The following is a 17,865-nucleotide window of genomic DNA, read 5'->3' as shown; positions in this document are numbered from 1 at the left end:
AAATCTAACCCCCGCGACACGCCGAGCCAGACACACATTTTGACCCTTAACCCATCATTTCGGTTGCTGGCTTTCTATTTGTCCAGCTCAACACAACAATTTCGCGTAACCCCTATTTTGGAGCAAATAAGCAATTTTTGGAGCAAAATGACAAAACAAAACCTGCTGGCGCGAAATTGTATCAACACCAGCAGGCAGTTAGTGGAGCTAGCGGGAATCGAACCCGCGACCTCTTCCATGCCATGGAAGCGCGCTACCAACTGCGCTATAGCCCCATACAGGTTCTACCGGAAATAATCTGCCCGGCAGACACCAAATAACTTTAACTAACTGAGTACCTGTACTTCAAATCCTCAGCCTGTGTATTCCGACATAGTAGTTATTCCCACAGCTCGCGCCCTGCCACACACTCTAAGCCAAGGAAGGTAGGGCTGAACCGTGAACCTCGGGGACTCCAATATTGTGTGAAACCAGACGCCATCCGGGTTTACGCGAGTATGGAATCAGCGTAGACCAGTGGCAGTTATCCAAGCCACGTAGCCCTTGCCAAGCCAAAGGATCTAGCCCCAGTAGTTTCACGAGCCCCTGGGTGAGGGCGGAACCGTGGGAAACCACAACCAGCACCTCTTCGGCATTTTCAAAATGCTCGGTCACGCATTGCGCTACTCGCATCCCAACTTTCCCGCGAGATTCCACCCCCGCTAACGGACATTCCCCGGTACCTCTCCATTCCTCGTACCGACCCGTAAATCGTGCTTTTAGTTCTTTGACGGATAAGCCCTCGAAATCTCCGAATGCACGTTCCCGCAAGCGTTCATCTTTCAGCAGTTGCACGTCCTCACCGCATATACCCTGTAACACCTGGGCGGTTGCCTGAGCCCGTCGCAAATCTGAACAGATAATCAAATCCGGTTTCAGTTTGACAAGCTCGTCCGCCGCTGCTTCAGCTTGCGCCACCCCGACCTCGTTAAGTGGAATATCAACCTGACCTTGCACTCGTCCTTGGACGTTATAGTCGGTTTGACCGTGCCGCCAAAAAATAATTCTTTTCGCCATGGGCGCTCTCGTTTATTCTAAACCAACAATCAACTGTTCGGCTTCTTGATTGGTCATCCCCTCGGTAGCTGTCTGCGCTCCGGCAGAACCTACTTCATCAAGGTCAGGCAATTCGATTTGGGGACAGTCATTCCAAAGCCGCTCTAAACCGTAGTATTCACGCTCTTCAGCCAAGAAAATATGAACGATAACCCCCGGTAGCTCCATGAGCACCCAACGAAAATCATCATTACCTTCTATGGTTTTCGGGTCAGCACCTACCTCGTGACAGGCGTGATCAATTTCGTTCATTATCGCGCGGGCTTGACGCGGATTATCGGCTGAACAAATTACAAAAATATCGGTAATTATTGTTTGAGCCTGAACTTCAATCGCAACAATATCGGTTGCTAGTTTACTAGCAGCAGCTTTAGCAGCTATTTCCGCTAGCTGGCGCGGGTCAGGATGATTGACCAAGAAAAACTCCTATATCTTTATAACGCTTACAGAATCTACGATACCGGGTTCTAGCACTTCGCGCCCTATCGTCTGGGAAATGACTGGACGATCCATGGTTAAAACCATACCTAAAGCAATAATCAGCAAGATTGATAACCGCAATGTCCAGCGCAGGAACGTCTGGATAAACGTTAGCGGTTCTTCTTCCTCGTTTTCCCTGAGTGCTTGTGACGCCCCGGCGCGAGCATCCTCCCGCTCCGGGGCTTCAGCTTTTTTTACTTTTTCTTTTCGTTTTCGCTGCCACCAGTGGCTATTTTCGTCCTGTGGCGGTGTTTGAGGACTTTGAGCCGGCACGGGGGCGTTTTCTTCGCTTTTTGAGGACGGGGACGAAGTTGGCTCGACCACATTGGTTTGCGGGGTGGGCGTAGAAATCTGGGAAGTTGAACCGGTTTGAGCCGCCGCTATGGTGTCGGCAGCTATAGCTCCGGCTGCTACCGCGCCTGAACCCGCACTTGTTGTCGGGACGCTACCGCCAGTTAGGGAGGTGAGCGGCGGGGCGGGGGCAGCCGCTACCGACGGGATAGCTTCGACAGCCGGGGTGGGAGCGCTTGGAGCCGGGGTATAAGTGGAAATTGACACAGGCGCGCTCACGGGAGCGCTTACAGAAACCGCAGTCGGCTGAGATTCTGGGGTGAAGCCAGCTGGCAGCATAGGGCTGATTTGTCCGCTATAGCTACCGCCCGGAGTGCTTTCTATCGGGTAGGACGTCGAACTATGAGGGGGTGCGGGAGCTACCGCTTGCACTGGGGTAGCGATTTGCGTCAGCGGGGTAGCTTGGGTTATTTGCCCTGTTTGAGCGTTTCCTTCCGCTTGCATCACGGATGCTTGCGGGGCAGGTAAAGCTGGCTGCCCGGTCGCTACCGATTGGTGATAATCGGGATTGATTTGCGCATCCTGCGGGTTAGCGTGCGGGTGTTGCAGCGCTATCGAGGATTCTTGAGTGGGCTGAGCATTTACGGGAGGGGCGGGAGCTGGGCGTTGGGCGCTTTGGTGAACACTTTGTGTCGTTTGCGTGCCGTTACCGGTCGGAGTGGAGGTTGCCATTGCCGAGGCGGAGGGCACTAGGGGCTGCGCAACCTGCGGGACTTTCGATATTTGATTAACCCCTGTAACCTGCGAGGGCGTTGAGGCGGGCATCTGCGCTCCCCCGGGCGCTGCCGTAACCGTAGGCATCGCAGCTGGCTGCGAGGGAGGGGTAACTTTAGGGGGCGTTTGCCGATAACCGGGCACAGCCGGAGCGGAAGTAGTCGCAGCTCCCAGACAGGTTTGGGTCAAAGCCTGCTGGAACATCTCGGCAGCGGAGGCGGCAGTAACGCCCGCAAGACCAGTTTGTGCCATATCCCTTGCCACGCCAGCAATATTTGGAGACTTTAGGGAAGGATTGGCGCGGTCTATAGCGGTTAGCGGTGCGGCATTTCCTCCAGCTGATTGCACCGGAATGCTCTGGTGGTGAATATCGGGCGATATTTGCGCCCCTACCTGCGGCGTTTGCGAACCTAAAGGTGTCGTTCCTAACCCCACAGTTGGTAAGGGAGCACTGGGCGCGCTCCCGTCCGGCACGGTAACACTGGACGGCGTAGATACCGGCATTGCCGAGGTTGAAGCCTGGCTAACTGGACGAGCAGTCGCGCTTTGGGCAGCAAACGCTAGTTTATCTGCTAGCGCCTGGTCATCGGCGTTATCGGTTAAAGAAGCAATCGGGTCAATCTTTATTGGCTGAGTAGTGTCCGCCGCGTTCACCGAAGTATCTGCCACCGCCAGCGAAGTATCTATTGCCGGTGGCAGTGAAGCCTCTTGGCTGCCGATAGCGCTTGACCGAGTAGACAGCGCCGGTGCAGCGCTAGCTTGCCTGGAACCGAAAATACGCGAAGTAGAGCTAATGTTGGAGGAAACCGGACGGGGAACTGACTGCTTCTTGACGTCTTTTTGCTGTCTTTCCTGTCCGGAAACGGAGGGACTAGCACTTTTTTGTACGGGCAAATCACCTGGCGAGTCCGTGACCGGTGCGCTAGCAGGGTTCTGGAAGGAAGCAAGCAGCTCTGCCATCTTTTCGGCTTCGGTTTTTTCTGCCTCGACCTGACTAGCTAAAACCCGTTGTTCACGCTGTTGCTGTTCGCGAGCGGCAGCGCGTAGAGCTTTTTGTTCTGCTTCCTCTAATTTACGGAGTCGCTCAGCCGCCTGGGCAGCTAAGCGTTCTTGCTCTAGGGCACGCGCCTGCGCTTCCTCCCGTTCTTTCAGGAGTTTTTGCAGGTCAGCCTCGGCTCTAGCGCGAGCTTCTTGCGCAACTTTACGCATATGCTGCTTTTCACGATATTCTTGCACCCAGCTCTTACCGTCCTGGTCAGGGCTAAGAGTGGGACGTGAATACCCCTCATAGCCGGATTCAGGGCGCCGCTGCTGCCCGCCGATTGCGTCCTCTACCTGGCTAAATCCCTCTCGAATTTGCCCCCAGCGGGATTCTTGGGTGGGCGGCTGCGGCTGGTAGACCTGTCTCCGACCTCCGTTACGAATCTCTTCAAGCCGGGCGAGCTGCTCTGCAATAGAAATCTGCCCGTATTTGGAAATCGGAGAATAGTTTTGTCCATCAGGATTGGGTGCGAGAAAATCTGTTTCACTCATATCTGGCTGTCCTCCCGATAGAGACCGTATTTCGCAATATATTGCACTACCCCGTCTGGGGTTAAATACCAGATGGGAGCCCCGGTAGCTACTCGCTGACGAATATCGGTTGATGATATAGCCATCGCGGGTACCTCTAGTAATGACACTCGATCTGCAGGTAGATTATCCGCTTTTGAAAGGACGTGCCCAGGGCGGGTAACTCCCACGAAACGTGCCAGCTGGAATAGTTCTTCGGCGTTTTTCCAATCCATGATTTGACGTAACGCATCGGCACCGGTAATAAAAAATAGGTGGCTGCCAGGTCTTTCGCGTTTTAAATCTCGCAGGGTATCTACCGTATAAGTGGTTTGTCCCCGTTCAATATCTACTCGGGAAACCGTGAATCTAGGATTTGAAGCAGTGGCGATAGAAGTCATCAAGTAACGGTGTTCGGGGATGGTTACTCGCCGTCCTTTTTTGAAAGGTTGAGTGGCGGTGGGAACAAAAATTACCTCATCTAGACCGTAGCGGTGTTGCACTTCAGAGGCAGCAACCAGGTGACCGTGATGAATGGGGTCGAAAGTTCCACCCATCACCCCGATGCGTTTGTCATCGACGCTGACGCCTACCGTCATTGAGTATCCCTTCTTGCCATGTCTGCGCTTGGGCTCTAGTTTCAATCCTACCAAATGTGAACGCTTACTAATATCTGCTTATTGGTTTTAGAAAACATGGAAGGTCTTGGTTTTAACTATAGCTGTTGCCATAGTTAATGCTGGTTTCCCGTTATATTTTTAGGGTTTACGAACCCAAGACCGCTATTTCAGGATTAGTCTTTTGAAGGATCTGTCCATAATCCGCTTTCGCGTTCTTGACGTAGCTGCTTTCTAGCTTCTTCTTTACTGTCCATCATCTGATGGTATTGTTCGCGCCGTTCTTGGTTTGTTCGCCGTTTACTGCCTGCAAGTCGCAGGTCTTCGCCTCGCGCCCCTAATAGCTCGACACCCGCGGATTGCATAGGTTCGAAGTCGAAAATTACTCCATCTTCCATCGACCCAATCACCACGGTATCACCGCTGTTAGCGCCTTTTTTGAGCAATTCTTCTTCTACTCCGTAGGAATAGAGACGGTCAGCCAGGTAACCGATAGCTTCGTCATTGCTGAAATCGGTTTGTTTAACCCAGCGTTCTGGTTTTTCTCCCTGTACCTGGTAGATGGGCTCTTGACCAGTAGTATGAACGGTTACGGTAAAAGCCGCCCCGCCTACGCTTGGGGGACGCAAGATTTGAGTCGGTGGTTCCAGAACCTCTGGTTCTTCCTTGCGCAGCTCAGATACCATTTTTGCCAGAGAAAATAGCAACGAGTCCAAACCATGCCCACTGAGAGCAGAAACCGCATAGACCGGCCACCCAAAGTCTATTAGCGAGCTGGCTTGCAGTTTTGCCATCTCGGTAGCGTCGGGAATATCCATTTTATTGAGGACGATTACCCGGGGACGTTCGGCTAGGGGCACATATCCGGAGATTTTATCTAGATCGCTTTGATAGGCAGCTAGTTCAGCTTCGATTGCGTTAATATCATCGACCGGGTTGCGATTTGCCTCCATATTTGCGCAATCCACAACGTGTACTATTACCGCGCATCGTTCAATGTGGCGCAAAAAATCTAGCCCTAATCCTTTACCTTGGGAAGCACCGGGGATTAGACCGGGGACATCGGCAACCGTAAATCTGATGTCTCCTGCTTGCACTACTCCCAGGTTGGGAATCAGGGTGGTAAAGGGATAGTCCGCTATTTTAGGTTTAGCTTCAGAAATTGCCCCTATCAGTGAGGATTTTCCGGAGGAGGGGAATCCGACCAGCCCTACGTCGGCCACTGATTTTAGTTCGAGGACGAGGACGCGGGATTCGCCCTCTTCTCCCAGGAGAGCAAAGCCGGGGGCTTTACGTTTTTTGGTAGCCAGTGCTGCGTTTCCTTTTCCGCCGCACCCGCCGTGAGCTACTTCCAGACGAGTTCCTGCCCCTTGCAAGTCTGCCAAAATTTCACCGTCTTTGGTTTTAACTACGGTGCCGGCAGGGACTGGGAGTACTAGGTCTGCTCCGTTTGCGCCCTCGCGGTTTGCTCCCATTCCGGGAGTGCCGTTACTGGCTTTGCGATGGGGCAAATGATGATAGTCCAATAGGGTGTGGCATTGTGGATCGACCTGTAGGAAAATACTGCCACCATGTCCCCCATTGCCCCCATCTGGGCCTCCTAGGGGCTTGTATTTTTCTCGCCGAATACTAACGCAGCCGTTACCGCCGTTACCGGCAGTAACGTCGATTTTTACTCGATCAACAAAATTTGCCATCTCTACCCCTTATAGCTTCAGCGAAAAAGCCTCAACCTATTAAGCCCAGGCGTCAATATATAAGTTTAGCGGGGTCGCTAGGCGACCCCGCTATCTTTAAGCTATCAGTTTTGCCTTAGGCGGAAACTACGTTTACGACCTTGCGACCGCGTTTGCGACCGAACTCGACGCAGCCAGCAGCTAACGCAAACAGGGTGTCATCTTTACCCATTCCTACGTTCGTGCCGGGGTGATATTTGCTTCCCCGCTGACGAACCAGGATTTCTCCGGCATTAACTACTTCGCCACCGTAACGCTTAATCCCCAGGTACTGCGGGTTAGAGTCACGGCCGTTAGAAGAGGAACCTAGCCCTTTCTTATGTGCCATTTTTCTTTTCCTTTCTTAGTTTCCCCGAGATTAGGCGATTTTGGTGATTTTAACTTGGGTCAGCTTGGCGCGATGACCCATCCGGCGAGTGTATCCGGTCTTGTTCTTGAACTTAAGAATCCGAACCTTTGGACCTTTTGTTTGTTCCAAAACTTCGCCAGTCACCTTGATTTTTTCCAAATCAGCGGCATCGGAGGTGATTTTGTCACCATCAACTACCATCACTGGAGCAAAGTCGATGCTGTCGCCAACTTCTGCTGCCAGTTTATCGACGACAACTATATCTCCGACGGAGACTTTTTCTTGATGTCCGCCCGCTTTGACAATCGCGTAGACCACTTTGCTGCTCATTTCCTTAGTCACGTACATTATTCTTTCTTTTTGAGGACGAGGGTCTCCTATTCCTCAAGAAGAATCAGTATCGACTAACTAGGCTAGCCGATACTGGCGGCGTTTATCAAACAAATTCCCTGTCCAGACGGTGTGTTATCTACCACCGAGATTCAAAGAAAGTGTTTGAACTACCTTTACGACAAGCTGCCAGGCAGTTGCCGTCTGGGGTGGCTGACGGGGCTCGAACCCGCGACGTCCTGGACCACAACCAGGTGCTCTACCAACTGAACTACAGCCACCATTTATCGCTTAGCGACGACTATCCACTCTATCTAACCAAGGGCTGGAGATAAAATTTTTGCCACCAAGGACGGATATGTATCCGCTCACACCCGCTATATACGCAGGTGAAAGCGATATGTCTACCAGAAAACTCGGTTACAAATTGCATCTGCGAAAGTTTGAATCCCATCGGGACGGGTACGCAGATATAAAGATCCGTCTACTGGAGATACTTCCATCAGGTAGAAGGAACCTTTCCCATCGGGAACCATATCTACCCGCAAGAACAGTAAATGCTGGTCATGCCCGAGACGGTCTTTAATCATGTGATGAATAGCTGAACGCACCTTTTCCCCAAAAATCCATTCTTCGGGTCTAGGTTCGCGGTTACCGGTAACTTCTTCTTCTGCCTGCAGCTCGGTAGTGTTCGGGTTGGTAAGCATAGCCGCTTTTTCTACTGAATGCGACAGCACCCCATTCATATACACCAGCGAGTATTCACCATGGGCATCTACTTCCGAGAGGTAACGTTGCACCATTACCGAGCGCCCCTCTTGCAGGAGACGATAAGCATGAGTTATCGCTGCCATCCTCGCCATACCGTTATTAGCGTCGTAGCGCCCCATTTCGCGCCCCCCGGAGGAGACTGCCGGCTTGACTACGAACTCGCCATAGGCGGGAAAACGGGTATGTACCTGGTGTTTGTTTAGATTCTGTTCCGGTTCTAGCCAAGTTGTAGGAATTACCGGCACTCCCTGTCCTTGCAAATGCAGTAGGTAATGTTTATCGGTAGCCCATTCGCTCACATCTGCCGGGTTTAATAGGCGGGGAACGCTATGTGCCCATTTAACAAACTGTTCACGATGGGTAGCGTAGTCTCTAACTGAACGGATTACGCACACTCCGGCTTCTTCCCAATCCACCTGGGAATCATTCCAAATCGCAATCCGCGCGTCTAGCCCTCGTGAGTTAAGTTCCTCGACTAGCCCTGCCTCGTCCTCAGTCAAATTCGGATATTGCCCGCTGGTTACTAAGGTAACGCGTTTTTTCGCCATATCTCCAACCCTATTTGTTTACTTCTGTTTACCGGAAAATAAGTGCCTTGAATTGCTGGTTTTTCTATCTCAGACCTACCGGGCGTGTCAAGGCTAATGAAATCAATTCTTCCATGAGCTGCGGATAATCAACCCCCATATATTCCCACAGTTTCGGGTACATAGAAAATGGAGTAAAGCCGGGCATCGTATTTACCTCATTGATTACTACCTGGTCTTTGGCGGTATCGACAAAGAAATCTACCCGAGCTAGCCCTTCACACCCCAGCGCCTCGAAAGCTTTACCAGCAAAATCACGCACCTGGCTAGCTAAATGGGCAGGAATCTGTGCCGGTATTTCCAAAGCAACCGCGTCCTCTGCGAAATACTTGGTTTGGTAGTCATAGAAATCAACATCGCTTCGCATGGCTATCCGCCCTGGTTCGCTGGTACGGGCGCGACCGTCCCGCCCTTGGAGCACCGCACATTCTATTTCTAGACCAGTAAGTTCTGCTTCTACAATCACTTTCGGGTCAATTTGTTGCGCCCTTTCAATTGCTTCTTCCAAAGCATCAGCTGAGTTTACTTTGCTGATTCCTAAGGACGAGCCGGCGCGGGCTGGTTTCACAAACACCGGCATTCCCAAGGGCGCTAGACGTTTAAGTACCGAGAATCGGTCTTGTTGCCACTGGGCGGCGTTCACGGTCTCCCATTTGCCGGCTGGCAGCCCTGCCTGGTGTAATAATACTTTCGTGGTGGGCTTATCCATAGCCGCGGCCGAGGCCAGCACCCCGCAACCTACATAGGGCAGGTGCATCATTTCTAACAGCCCCTGCACGGTTCCGTCCTCTCCGAAAGGCCCATGTAGCAGCGGGAATACCACATCAAAGGTTCCTAAATCACCAAGGGAAAACTCGCTGCCTAGCTGAGTGGGTAGGCTAATTGCTTTCCCAGTACCGGGAGCCAGGAATAGCTGCCGCTTGGCGGGAGGTACGCTCGCCACTTTACCTTCCCGGATTTGGAACTGCTCAGAGCTAAAATCGAGGGGTACCCATTGCCCTTGAGCAGTGATACCTACGGTTACTACCTCATAACGCTCAGGGTTGATTGCTTCTACCACTGCGGCAGCGGTCGCACAAGAAATCCCGTGCTCACCCGATTCTCCTCCGAACAGGACTAATACTCGGGGTTTCTGGTTTTCTGCTAACGCCATAGCTGTCCTCTCTACACCAATCGCGCTCTAGGACCGTCGGTTACCCGCGGCCCAGAACTCAAAGATATTAACGCTTCTTCTAAAGTCTGTTTCCCACTGATTACCCGGTAGGCTGCGGAGGTAATCGGCATGGATACTCCCTTGCGGTGTGCCAATTCGCGCACTACTGGACACGAACGCGCCCCCTCGACTGTGCCAGCAGATACTTTTAGCGCTTCGTCTATACTCATCCCTTGTCCTAAACGATAGCCGAATGAAAAATTTCTAGACGAGGACGAAGAGCAGGTGGCCACCAGGTCGCCAAGACCGGCCAGCCCCAGGAAGGTTTCTGATTTCGCCCCCATCGCTACCCCTAGGCGCACCATTTCCGCTAGTCCGCGGGTAATCAGGAACGAGCGGGAGTTCACTCCTAGCCCAAGACCTTCAGCTGCCCCCACCGCCATGGCGATAATGTTTTTTACTACTCCTCCGATTTCCACCCCGACTATATCTTCAGCCACATAGGGGCGGAAATAATGGGTGTGGATTCTGGAAGCTACCAATCCAGCTCGCCAGGAATCTTGCCCGGCAACTGCCGCTCCGGTAGGTTCGTGACGAGCGATTTCTGCTGACAGGTTAGGTCCAGAAATCGCTACGATTCTTGAGGGATGGATTGCTCCAGCGGTGGCAATCACCTCGGTCATGGTTTGCAGACTTCCGGCTTCTAACCCTTTTACCAGCGATATTATGGTGGCGTTTAGAGTTAAAAATCCCCGTATCTGCTCCATTAGGGCTCGCACCCCGTTTGAGGGAATGGAGACCACCACCATGGTCGCGCCCTCGCAGACCCATTGTAAATCACTGGAGGCGCTTATTCCCTGCAGTTTTATATCGGGCACGTAGCGAGGATTTTCCCCCCGGTTGATTTGTTCTGCTAGTTCTGCCCTACGCGCCCAAAGCCTGACTTCATTCCCGGCGTCTACCAGTATTTGTGCAAATACGGTCCCCCATGCGCCTGCGCCGAGGACGGCGACTTTGCGACCTGAGGATGACATTACAAACTACCCTTCCTGCTTAGGGGTAGAGGGCGCGGCGGCGCTATCTAGCTTCAAATACGGATCCAGTTCCCCTGGTTTGCGCTGGGTAGGCAGTTTTCCGGGATTATCGGCTCTCCAGGCTTTAGCTGCCGCAGCCAGCTGCTTCTTGGAGGGCAGACGCACAGATTTTCGGTCTAGAGGACGATGGGGCATTTTTGTTTCCCGGATTTGTTCTAGTCCGCGACAGATTGCGGTTTCAATTCTTGCGGTCGCCTGGTACCAGCTTTCAGGGTCATCGGCTCGCTCATAAAGGTCGGATAAATCTAATGGCGGTAGCGCCTTAACCCACACGTCTTTTTTACCTTTAAGATTGGGGTGTTTTCCATAACGGTCGAGGACGTCTTGGGCTCCCCACTGCACCACTGGCACTAGCGGAACTTGGGCTCGTAGCGCCATCCGCGCCGCCCCGGTTTTCATGCGCATCGGCCAAAAATCGGGGTCGCGGGTTAGGGTACCTTCCCCATAAACCGTGACGCATTCTCCGGCTTGTAAACCTGCAATCGCGGCCGCTAGGGCATCGCGTGATTGACTGGATTCGCGGTAAACCGGGATTTGCCCACAAGAACGCATAATCGAGCCCAAAACCGGAACTCTGAACAGTTCTTCTTTACACAGAATCCGTACCGGATATCCGGCACTGGTCATGAAATGCATCATAGTCATGGAGTCAAACTCGGAAATGTGGTTTACTACCGCTACGAACCCGCCGTCTTTGGGCAGATTTTCCTGCCCTTCCCAATGCCGGCGGGTAAGCGCACCAACCGGTATCCGCGCCACACGCACACAAAACTTATAGAAGCGAGAGAACTGCCCGGCCATAGTTACCCCTTATCTTTCCAGCTTTACTTGCGCACCTAACGTTCCCAGCTTAGTGAGGAAATGTTCGTATCCGCGGCTAATCATATCGATTCCATGCACTGTAGATTTACCGTCGGCGGCTAGTGCCGCAATCAGGTGTGAGAACCCTCCTCGCAGGTCGGGGATAGTAATATCGGCTCCATGTAGCGGGGTCGGCCCGGAAATCGCGGCGGAATGGTAATAGTTTCTTTGCCCGAAACGGCAGGCTAGACCGGTTAAGCATTCGCGGTATAGCTGGATTTGTGCTCCCATTTGATTGAGGGCACGGGTAAAACCAAAACGGTTCTCATATACGGTTTCGTGGACAATCGAAAGTCCCCGGGCTTGAGTAAGCGCTACCACCATGGGTTGTTGCCAATCGGTCATAAAACCGGGATGTACATTGGTTTCTAGCACAATTGGTTTTAGTTCCCCGCCGGGATGGTAGAAGCGAATCCCGTCTGGCTCTACCGAAAAAGCACCGCCGACTTTTCTAAACATATTTAGGAAAGTAATCATTTCCGGTTGGGAAGCGCCTTCAACAAATACATCCCCTTGGGTGGCAAGCGCAGCTGATGCCCACGAGGCTGCCTCGATTCTATCTGCCAGAGCAGTATGGTTGAAGCCCTCTAGGTATTCAACCCCTTCAATCCGGATAGTGCGGTCCGTATCTACGCTGATAATGGCTCCCATCTTTTGGAGTACATTGATCAGATCCATGATTTCCGGTTCGATAGCTGCACCGCGCAGCTCGGTAATTCCTTCGGCTTGCACCCCGGCGAGCAGGGTTTGTTCGGTTGCTCCTACCGAGGGATAGGGCAAGTCGATTACCGCTCCCTTAAGTCCATCGGGAGCAGCGATATGGATTCCTGACCCCAGTTTGTCTATTTTTGCGCCAAAGGAACGCAAAATTGAGAGGTGAAAATCGACCGGACGATCACCGATAACACATCCACCCAGGTCAGGTATAATTGCTTCTTTTAAGCGGTGCAGGAGCGGTCCGCAAAACAGAATCGGGATTCTAGAAGATCCTGCCAAGGTGTCGATACTGGCTACCTGCGCGGCCTCTACGTTTGAGGGATCAATATAGAGCTGACCACTAGCGGATTCGTATTCGGTTTTTACCCCGTGTAGTTCAAGCAGCCCACATACAATATCTACGTCACGAATCAGGGGAACATTGTTTAATGTGGAGGGGGTCTTGCCTAGCAGCGCCGCCACCATTGCTTTCGGGACAAAATTCTTTGCGCCTCGAACCTTTATTCGCCCCGTCAAGGGATGTCCGCCTTGTACTTTAAGAACCGGCTCCACGTGTTACTTCCTTTTCCGCTTTTCCCAGTGTTTCTAGTCTACCCGTCTGCGCGCTAGGAAATAGCCACCGGGCACGAATTGCGCCTTTAGCGAGGACGAGCTTTGACTAAAGACACAACGAAGGGGGTAATAGTGACTGATTCTAAAGTGGGCAGCGCAGCGGCTAAACTACTTTCCTTACCCTCTAGCTACAAAACATTTTGCCCTATAAACCGTCCTACACATTGGGCTAAGCCTGCGGGGATACTGCTTGAGCAGAGGTAAGAGGCGTCCTCGGGAAAGGTTTTACGGGCAGAGTTCGTGGCAAAAATTCGGCTCGTACCTGTTCGAAAGCACTAATCGCGTCCTCGTCACGCAAAGTAAGATCAATATCGTCCAGCCCCTCCAGCAGGCGCCAGCGCGTATAGTCATCAATTTCAAAACTACAGGTAAAAGAGCCACAGACTATCTGATATTTTTCAAGGTCTACGGTTATTTTTATACCGGGTTCTTCCTCCATAAGTTTCCACAAGATATGACAGTCATCCAGGCTTATTACCCCTGCGACCATGCCATCTTTTTCGCAGTTACCGCGAAAAATATCCGCAAATTTGGGAGCCAGCACCACTTTGAAACCATAGTCGCGCAGGGCCCAAACCGCGTGTTCCCGGCTTGAACCAGTACCAAAATCCGAACCGGCTACTAGCACTGAACCGCTCGCATAGGGGTCAAGATTGAGTACGAAGTCTTTATCTTGTCTCCAAGCGGCAAATAGCCCATCTTCAAAACCGCTCTTGGTTACCCGCTTCAAATAAACTGCGGGAATAATCTGGTCGGTATCTACATTGGAGCGTCGCAGCGGCACTCCTACCCCGGTATGGGAAACAAATTTATCCATGCTGTTACGCTTTCTTCCCTTAAACTTCTTGCTCTAAATCCTCAGGGCTGGCAAGGTATCCTTTAACCGCAGTAGCTGCTGCAATTGCGGGAGAAACTAAATGGGTACGCGAGTTTTTTCCTTGCCGCCCCTCAAAGTTACGGTTCGAGGTAGAGGCCGAGCGCTCCCCCGCCTCCAGTTTGTCGGGATTCATCCCTAAACACATTGAGCAGCCCGCATTTCGCCACTGCGCCCCGAAATCGGTAAAGATTTTATCTAAACCTTCCGCTTCGGCCTGTAAACGTACCCGCGCCGAGCCCGGTACTACTAGGACGCGCATCCCTTTGGCTTTCTTTCGTCCTCGCCAAACCTGGGCTACGGTACGTAAATCTTCGATACGTCCATTAGTGCATGAACCGATAAATACGGTGTCTATTTTGATTTCCCTCATCGGCGTACCAGGGGTTAGCCCCATATATTTGAGGGCGCGACGCGCGGCATCCCGCTCACTATCTGAGGTTATTTGTTCTGGATTGGGCACTTTCCCACTGAGTGACACCCCCTGCGCAGGATTAGTTCCCCAGGTAACAAAAGGTTCGATACTATCTGCCGGGATAGTTATTTCCCGGTCAAAGCGGGCATCTTTATCACTTTTAAGACTTTCCCAATAATGCAACGCCTGCTGCCAGTGGATACCCTCTGGGGCATGAGGACGCCCTTTAATATAGTCAAAAGTGGCCTGGTCGGGGGCAATCATTCCTGCCCGCGCCCCGGCCTCGATTGACATATTACAGATAGTCATCCTCCCTTCCATGGAAAGATTTTCGATAGCTTCGCCCCGGTACTCGATTACGTATCCTTGACCTCCGCCGGTACCGATTTTGGCGATAATAGTTAGGATAATATCTTTCGCAAAAACTCCGGGACGTAGCTTTCCGGGGAGATTAATCGCCATGGTTTTGAATGGTTTTAACGGCAGAGTTTGAGTGGCTAGCACCTGCTCTACCTGCGAAGTTCCAATTCCGAACGCGAGCGCACCAAAAGCTCCGTGAGTGGAAGTATGCGAATCTCCGCAAACTATGGTCATTCCCGGCTGTGTAAGACCCAGCTGCGGACCGACCACATGCACAATCCCCTGGTCGGTATCCCCTAGGGAGTGCAGCCGAATTCCGAACTCTTTAGCGTTTTCACGCAGGGTACGAATTTGGGTAGCGGAAGTTTTGTCTTTAATCGGTAAATCAATGTCGATAGTCGGGGTGTTGTGATCTTCAGTAGCAATAGTGAGATCGGGGCGGCGGACTTTTCTCCCCACCATCCGCAATCCAGCGAACGCCTGGGGACTGGTTACTTCGTGACAGAGGTGAAGGTCAATGTAGAGCAAATCGGGCGCGCCGTTTTCGCCATTTTTTACAACGTGAGCTGCCCAAACTTTCTCTGCAAGAGTTCGCCCCATATGCGTCTCCTAGGTTTATGCTGGTAAACTTAGACTATCTTTGAAAAGTGTAGTTGGAATTTCAAGCTATAAGATGGCAGTATCAAAGCATGGACAATAATAATGATGGAAGTGGAGTCGGAGTTCTCGACAAAGCTGTACTTGTCTTAGCCGCCCTCGAGGCTGGTCCAGGAACCCTAGCCCAATTAGTTACCAGTACCGGGCTTGCTCGCCCTACTGCCCATCGGATTGCAGTAGCTTTGGAGTATCACCGCTTTGTAGCCCGGGATGTTCATGGTCGTTTTATTTTAGGTCCTAGAATCGCAGAATTAGCTTCCGCTGCCGGTGAAGATAGGCTGCTGGCATCTGCCCGCCCGATTCTTAAGGCACTTTGTGAGCATACCCAAGAGTCTACGCAAATGTATCGTCGCCAAGGAGACCAGCGCATAGTGGTCGCTAGCTGTGAATCTCCTTTAGGGCTGCGCGACTCCACCCCCACCGGTTCTACCTTGTCCATGAAAGCTGGCTCTGCCGCTCAAATCCTCCTTGCCTGGGAAGAACCCGATCGTTTACATCGGGGCTTGCAGGGTGCGTCTTTCACCGCCACTCAGCTTTCGGTGGTTCGTCGGCGTGGTTGGGCGCAATCTATTGGGGAACGCGAACCCGGTCTGGCTTCGGTATCTGCTCCGGTACGTATGGCTTCGGGAAAAGTTGTGGCAGCGTTGAGTGTTTCCGGGCCGATTGACCGCATGGGTCGTCAGCCAGGCAGGATTCACGGTCCGGCAGTAGTTGCTGCTGCCAGCCGACTTTCAGACTTTATGCGCCGCGCGGAAGGAATTATTGCCAGCAAGAAAAACCAGGTAGTAGAGTAGTACCTCTCGTTTCGTCAGCCTGCGTATTCCGGAGGTTTTATTCTTCTACCGGCAGAGCACGCTTCGACTTATTGCTTAGGGGTTTATTTTAAGGCGCGCGTGAAGCTTTTTCGGAACTCCTGGGCATGCTGATAGGCAGCTAGGGTAGCTTGCAGGCTTCGTTCCCATGAAACTGGACTGGGCTGATTGATACAGTTTTGATGCATCTTAAGGAATCTTCCCTCTAGCAGGGCAGCAGCGGTTTTTTCAGCTAGTGCGTAATCATTTTCCGCACTAATCCCGGTGATTCCCTCATTTATGAGGTCGCTAACTGGGCTTTGTTGCAAAGTAGCCAGTGGTAATCCGCTCGCCCTAGCTTCCGCAGCCGCGATTCCGAAACTCTCGTTCAGGCACAGGGTAATAAAAAAATCTGCTTGCCGGTAGGCTTTAAGCAATCCCACCTGGTCTTTGCGTCCTAGTAAACGTACTTGCCCTTTTCGAACCCGGGAGCACCTTTTTAGGAATGGTTCGAGAGCGCCCTCTCCGAAGATATTTAATCTTAGCTCCCCCGCTTGACCTAGAATCTGGTTTACAGCGCTGGTGAATTTAATGAGTGCTAAAGGCCGTTTCCGGGGCATCAAGCGAATCGCGCTTACGGCTTCAAAGCTGGCTTTGCCTGCATTTTTCCTTTCTGATTGCCTGATTATCTGCCTAGTCGCGCTAGATTCTACTTGATTACCTAGGGAGAAACTTGAGAGCTTAGTCTCGGGTTTATCTTTCGGAGGAGCCCAGAATTCAGTATCAATACCATTCGGGATTATTGGCCATTGACGCTGCCTATTAGGGCTTACTAACTGATTAATTTGTGATTCCATCAGTGAGGAAACACCGGAAAATAAGATTCCGGCATCAACCCAACGGTTAAAAAATCCACTAGCTCGCATCAGCGGTGCCCAGGTAGCGAGTTCGCAGTGAAAGGTAACTAAGGTGGGAATATCTAGTGTTTTAGCAATTTCCAAGGCTAAATGGGCAAATGGGGACAAAACCCCTACGTGTATATGGAGAAGGTCAAAATGTGGAAATATGGCAGGAAAAAAGCGCCCCGCAAACGGATTCATAGGAGTAAACCCTAAGGTTGGCATTCCTAAACGGTGTACGGGAATTCTACCCTCAAGTCTGCGACCAACAAAGGAGCCATCTCGGGTGGCAGTAACAACTTCTGGGGAATACCCAAATGATTTTAGTTGCTGCGCTAAGTTGTAGGTTTGGGTTTCAATGCCACCCATATGGGGCGGGTAGCAGTCCGTTACTATCCCGATACGCATGGTTTTATTCTATCTTTAGTTTCCGGACTAGAGCCTATTGAGTAAGACAGATTCGTGATAGGCGCCTAGAGGCTATAGCGGGGCTAACATCTTACGGGTTTTTGGGGTTTTTGTTTTTGCTAGTGTGGGCTGTTTGGGTTGGTTGTTGGTGGTGTTTGGGGTTTTTTTGTGTATATGGTGAGGAGACCAAACCCTTTTTGGGGGTTTGGTCTCCTGTTTAGTGGGGTTGTGGTGGTTTCTTACTCTCCCGCGCTCGTTGGTGCGTAGTACCATCAGCGTTGCCTAGCTTAGCTTCCAGGTTCGGGATGGGGCTGGGCGTGTCCTAGGCGCTATGACCACCACAAGTCTTTATTTATTTCCCTCCCCTGTTTTGTTTTGTGTTGTTTGTTTGGGGGGGTGTTCTTGTGGAACTATTTTTTTTGAGAGTGAGTGTGAGCGTCTTT

General features: G+C 51.8%; 16 protein-coding genes, 2 tRNA genes and 1 rRNA gene. 1 reads left to right on the top strand and 18 read right to left on the bottom strand.

Annotated elements, in window-relative coordinates; all coding sequences use genetic code 11:
- Window positions 1–202 precede the first annotated feature (202 nt).
- The 16 genes from PG728_RS09170 to leuC all read right to left on the bottom strand — a co-directional run bounded on the left by PG728_RS09170 (window position 203) and on the right by leuC (window position 15,267).
- Window positions 203–275 (bottom strand) — tRNA-Ala (locus PG728_RS09170).
- Between the two features lie 136 nt (window positions 276–411).
- Window positions 412–1,056: a histidine phosphatase family protein gene (locus tag PG728_RS09165; RefSeq protein WP_270627245.1), complete on the bottom strand. Its 645-nt coding sequence runs from the start codon at window positions 1,054–1,056 to the stop codon at window positions 412–414.
- 12 nt (window positions 1,057–1,068) lie between these two features.
- The gene (gene rsfS, locus PG728_RS09160) at window positions 1,069–1,512 is read right to left on the bottom strand and encodes a ribosome silencing factor (protein WP_270627243.1); all 444 of its coding nucleotides are present in this window, start codon (window positions 1,510–1,512) and stop codon (window positions 1,069–1,071) included.
- Window positions 1,513–1,521: 9 nt separating this feature from the next.
- A complete protein-coding gene (locus PG728_RS09155; protein WP_270627241.1) occupies window positions 1,522–4,173 on the bottom strand; it encodes a hypothetical protein in 2,652 nt (883 codons plus the stop codon).
- Window positions 4,170–4,790 (bottom strand): nicotinate-nucleotide adenylyltransferase, encoded by a 621-nt coding sequence (nadD, locus tag PG728_RS09150; RefSeq protein WP_072509163.1) that lies wholly within the window; start codon window positions 4,788–4,790, stop codon window positions 4,170–4,172. Before nadD ends, PG728_RS09155 begins: the two co-directional genes overlap by 4 nt.
- Window positions 4,791–4,984: 194 nt before the next feature.
- Window positions 4,985–6,505, bottom strand: coding sequence for a GTPase ObgE (gene obgE, locus PG728_RS09145; protein ID WP_270627238.1), 1,521 nt, complete (start codon window positions 6,503–6,505; stop codon window positions 4,985–4,987).
- Window positions 6,506–6,620: 115 nt separating this feature from the next.
- Window positions 6,621–6,872, bottom strand: coding sequence for a 50S ribosomal protein L27 (gene rpmA / locus PG728_RS09140; protein WP_270627236.1), 252 nt, complete (start codon window positions 6,870–6,872; stop codon window positions 6,621–6,623).
- Window positions 6,873–6,902: 30 nt separating this feature from the next.
- On the bottom strand, window positions 6,903–7,223 hold the full coding sequence (rplU, locus tag PG728_RS09135) for a 50S ribosomal protein L21 (RefSeq protein ID WP_072509241.1): 321 nt from the start codon (window positions 7,221–7,223) through the stop codon (window positions 6,903–6,905).
- Between the two features lie 205 nt (window positions 7,224–7,428).
- Window positions 7,429–7,504, bottom strand: a tRNA-His gene (locus PG728_RS09130).
- 123 nt (window positions 7,505–7,627) lie between these two features.
- The gene (locus PG728_RS09125) at window positions 7,628–8,542 is read right to left on the bottom strand and encodes an ATP-grasp domain-containing protein (RefSeq protein ID WP_270627233.1); all 915 of its coding nucleotides are present in this window, start codon (window positions 8,540–8,542) and stop codon (window positions 7,628–7,630) included.
- Window positions 8,543–8,606: 64 nt separating this feature from the next.
- Window positions 8,607–9,734 carry a D-alanine--D-alanine ligase family protein gene (locus PG728_RS09120; RefSeq protein WP_270627231.1) on the bottom strand — a complete coding sequence of 376 codons (1,128 nt, stop codon included), beginning with the start codon at window positions 9,732–9,734 and terminating at the stop codon, window positions 8,607–8,609.
- An 11-nt stretch (window positions 9,735–9,745) separates the two neighbouring features.
- The gene (locus tag PG728_RS09115; protein WP_270627230.1) at window positions 9,746–10,768 is read right to left on the bottom strand and encodes an NAD(P)H-dependent glycerol-3-phosphate dehydrogenase; all 1,023 of its coding nucleotides are present in this window, start codon (window positions 10,766–10,768) and stop codon (window positions 9,746–9,748) included.
- 6 nt (window positions 10,769–10,774) lie between these two features.
- Complete coding sequence (locus tag PG728_RS09110; RefSeq protein ID WP_270627229.1) at window positions 10,775–11,629, bottom strand: lysophospholipid acyltransferase family protein; 855 nt, start codon at window positions 11,627–11,629, stop codon at window positions 10,775–10,777.
- Between the two features lie 9 nt (window positions 11,630–11,638).
- Window positions 11,639–12,958 carry a UDP-N-acetylglucosamine 1-carboxyvinyltransferase gene (gene murA, locus PG728_RS09105; protein WP_270627227.1) on the bottom strand — a complete coding sequence of 440 codons (1,320 nt, stop codon included), beginning with the start codon at window positions 12,956–12,958 and terminating at the stop codon, window positions 11,639–11,641.
- A gap of 229 nt (window positions 12,959–13,187) precedes the next feature.
- Window positions 13,188–13,835 (bottom strand): 3-isopropylmalate dehydratase small subunit, encoded by a 648-nt coding sequence (leuD, locus tag PG728_RS09100; protein WP_270627225.1) that lies wholly within the window; start codon window positions 13,833–13,835, stop codon window positions 13,188–13,190.
- A 19-nt stretch (window positions 13,836–13,854) separates the two neighbouring features.
- The gene (gene leuC / locus PG728_RS09095; protein WP_270627223.1) at window positions 13,855–15,267 is read right to left on the bottom strand and encodes a 3-isopropylmalate dehydratase large subunit; all 1,413 of its coding nucleotides are present in this window, start codon (window positions 15,265–15,267) and stop codon (window positions 13,855–13,857) included.
- A gap of 89 nt (window positions 15,268–15,356) precedes the next feature.
- Here leuC and PG728_RS09090 point away from each other — a divergent pair, with 89 nt between their 5' ends.
- The gene (locus PG728_RS09090) at window positions 15,357–16,118 is read left to right on the top strand and encodes an IclR family transcriptional regulator (protein WP_072509153.1); all 762 of its coding nucleotides are present in this window, start codon (window positions 15,357–15,359) and stop codon (window positions 16,116–16,118) included.
- Between the two features lie 83 nt (window positions 16,119–16,201).
- Here the strand turns inward: PG728_RS09090 and PG728_RS09085 are convergent, their stop codons facing one another.
- The gene (locus PG728_RS09085; RefSeq protein ID WP_270627221.1) at window positions 16,202–17,422 is read right to left on the bottom strand and encodes a glycosyltransferase family 4 protein; all 1,221 of its coding nucleotides are present in this window, start codon (window positions 17,420–17,422) and stop codon (window positions 16,202–16,204) included.
- Between the two features lie 226 nt (window positions 17,423–17,648).
- Window positions 17,649–17,765, bottom strand: a 5S ribosomal RNA gene (rrf, locus tag PG728_RS09080).
- Window positions 17,766–17,865: the final 100 nt, after the last annotated feature.

Origin of the sequence: Varibaculum timonense (genome assembly GCF_027694345.1) — a bacterium.
Lineage (GTDB): Bacteria > Actinomycetota > Actinomycetes > Actinomycetales > Actinomycetaceae > Varibaculum > Varibaculum timonense_A.
Note: the sequence above shows the minus strand (reverse complement) of the source record. Positions and strands in the feature narration are given on the sequence as shown.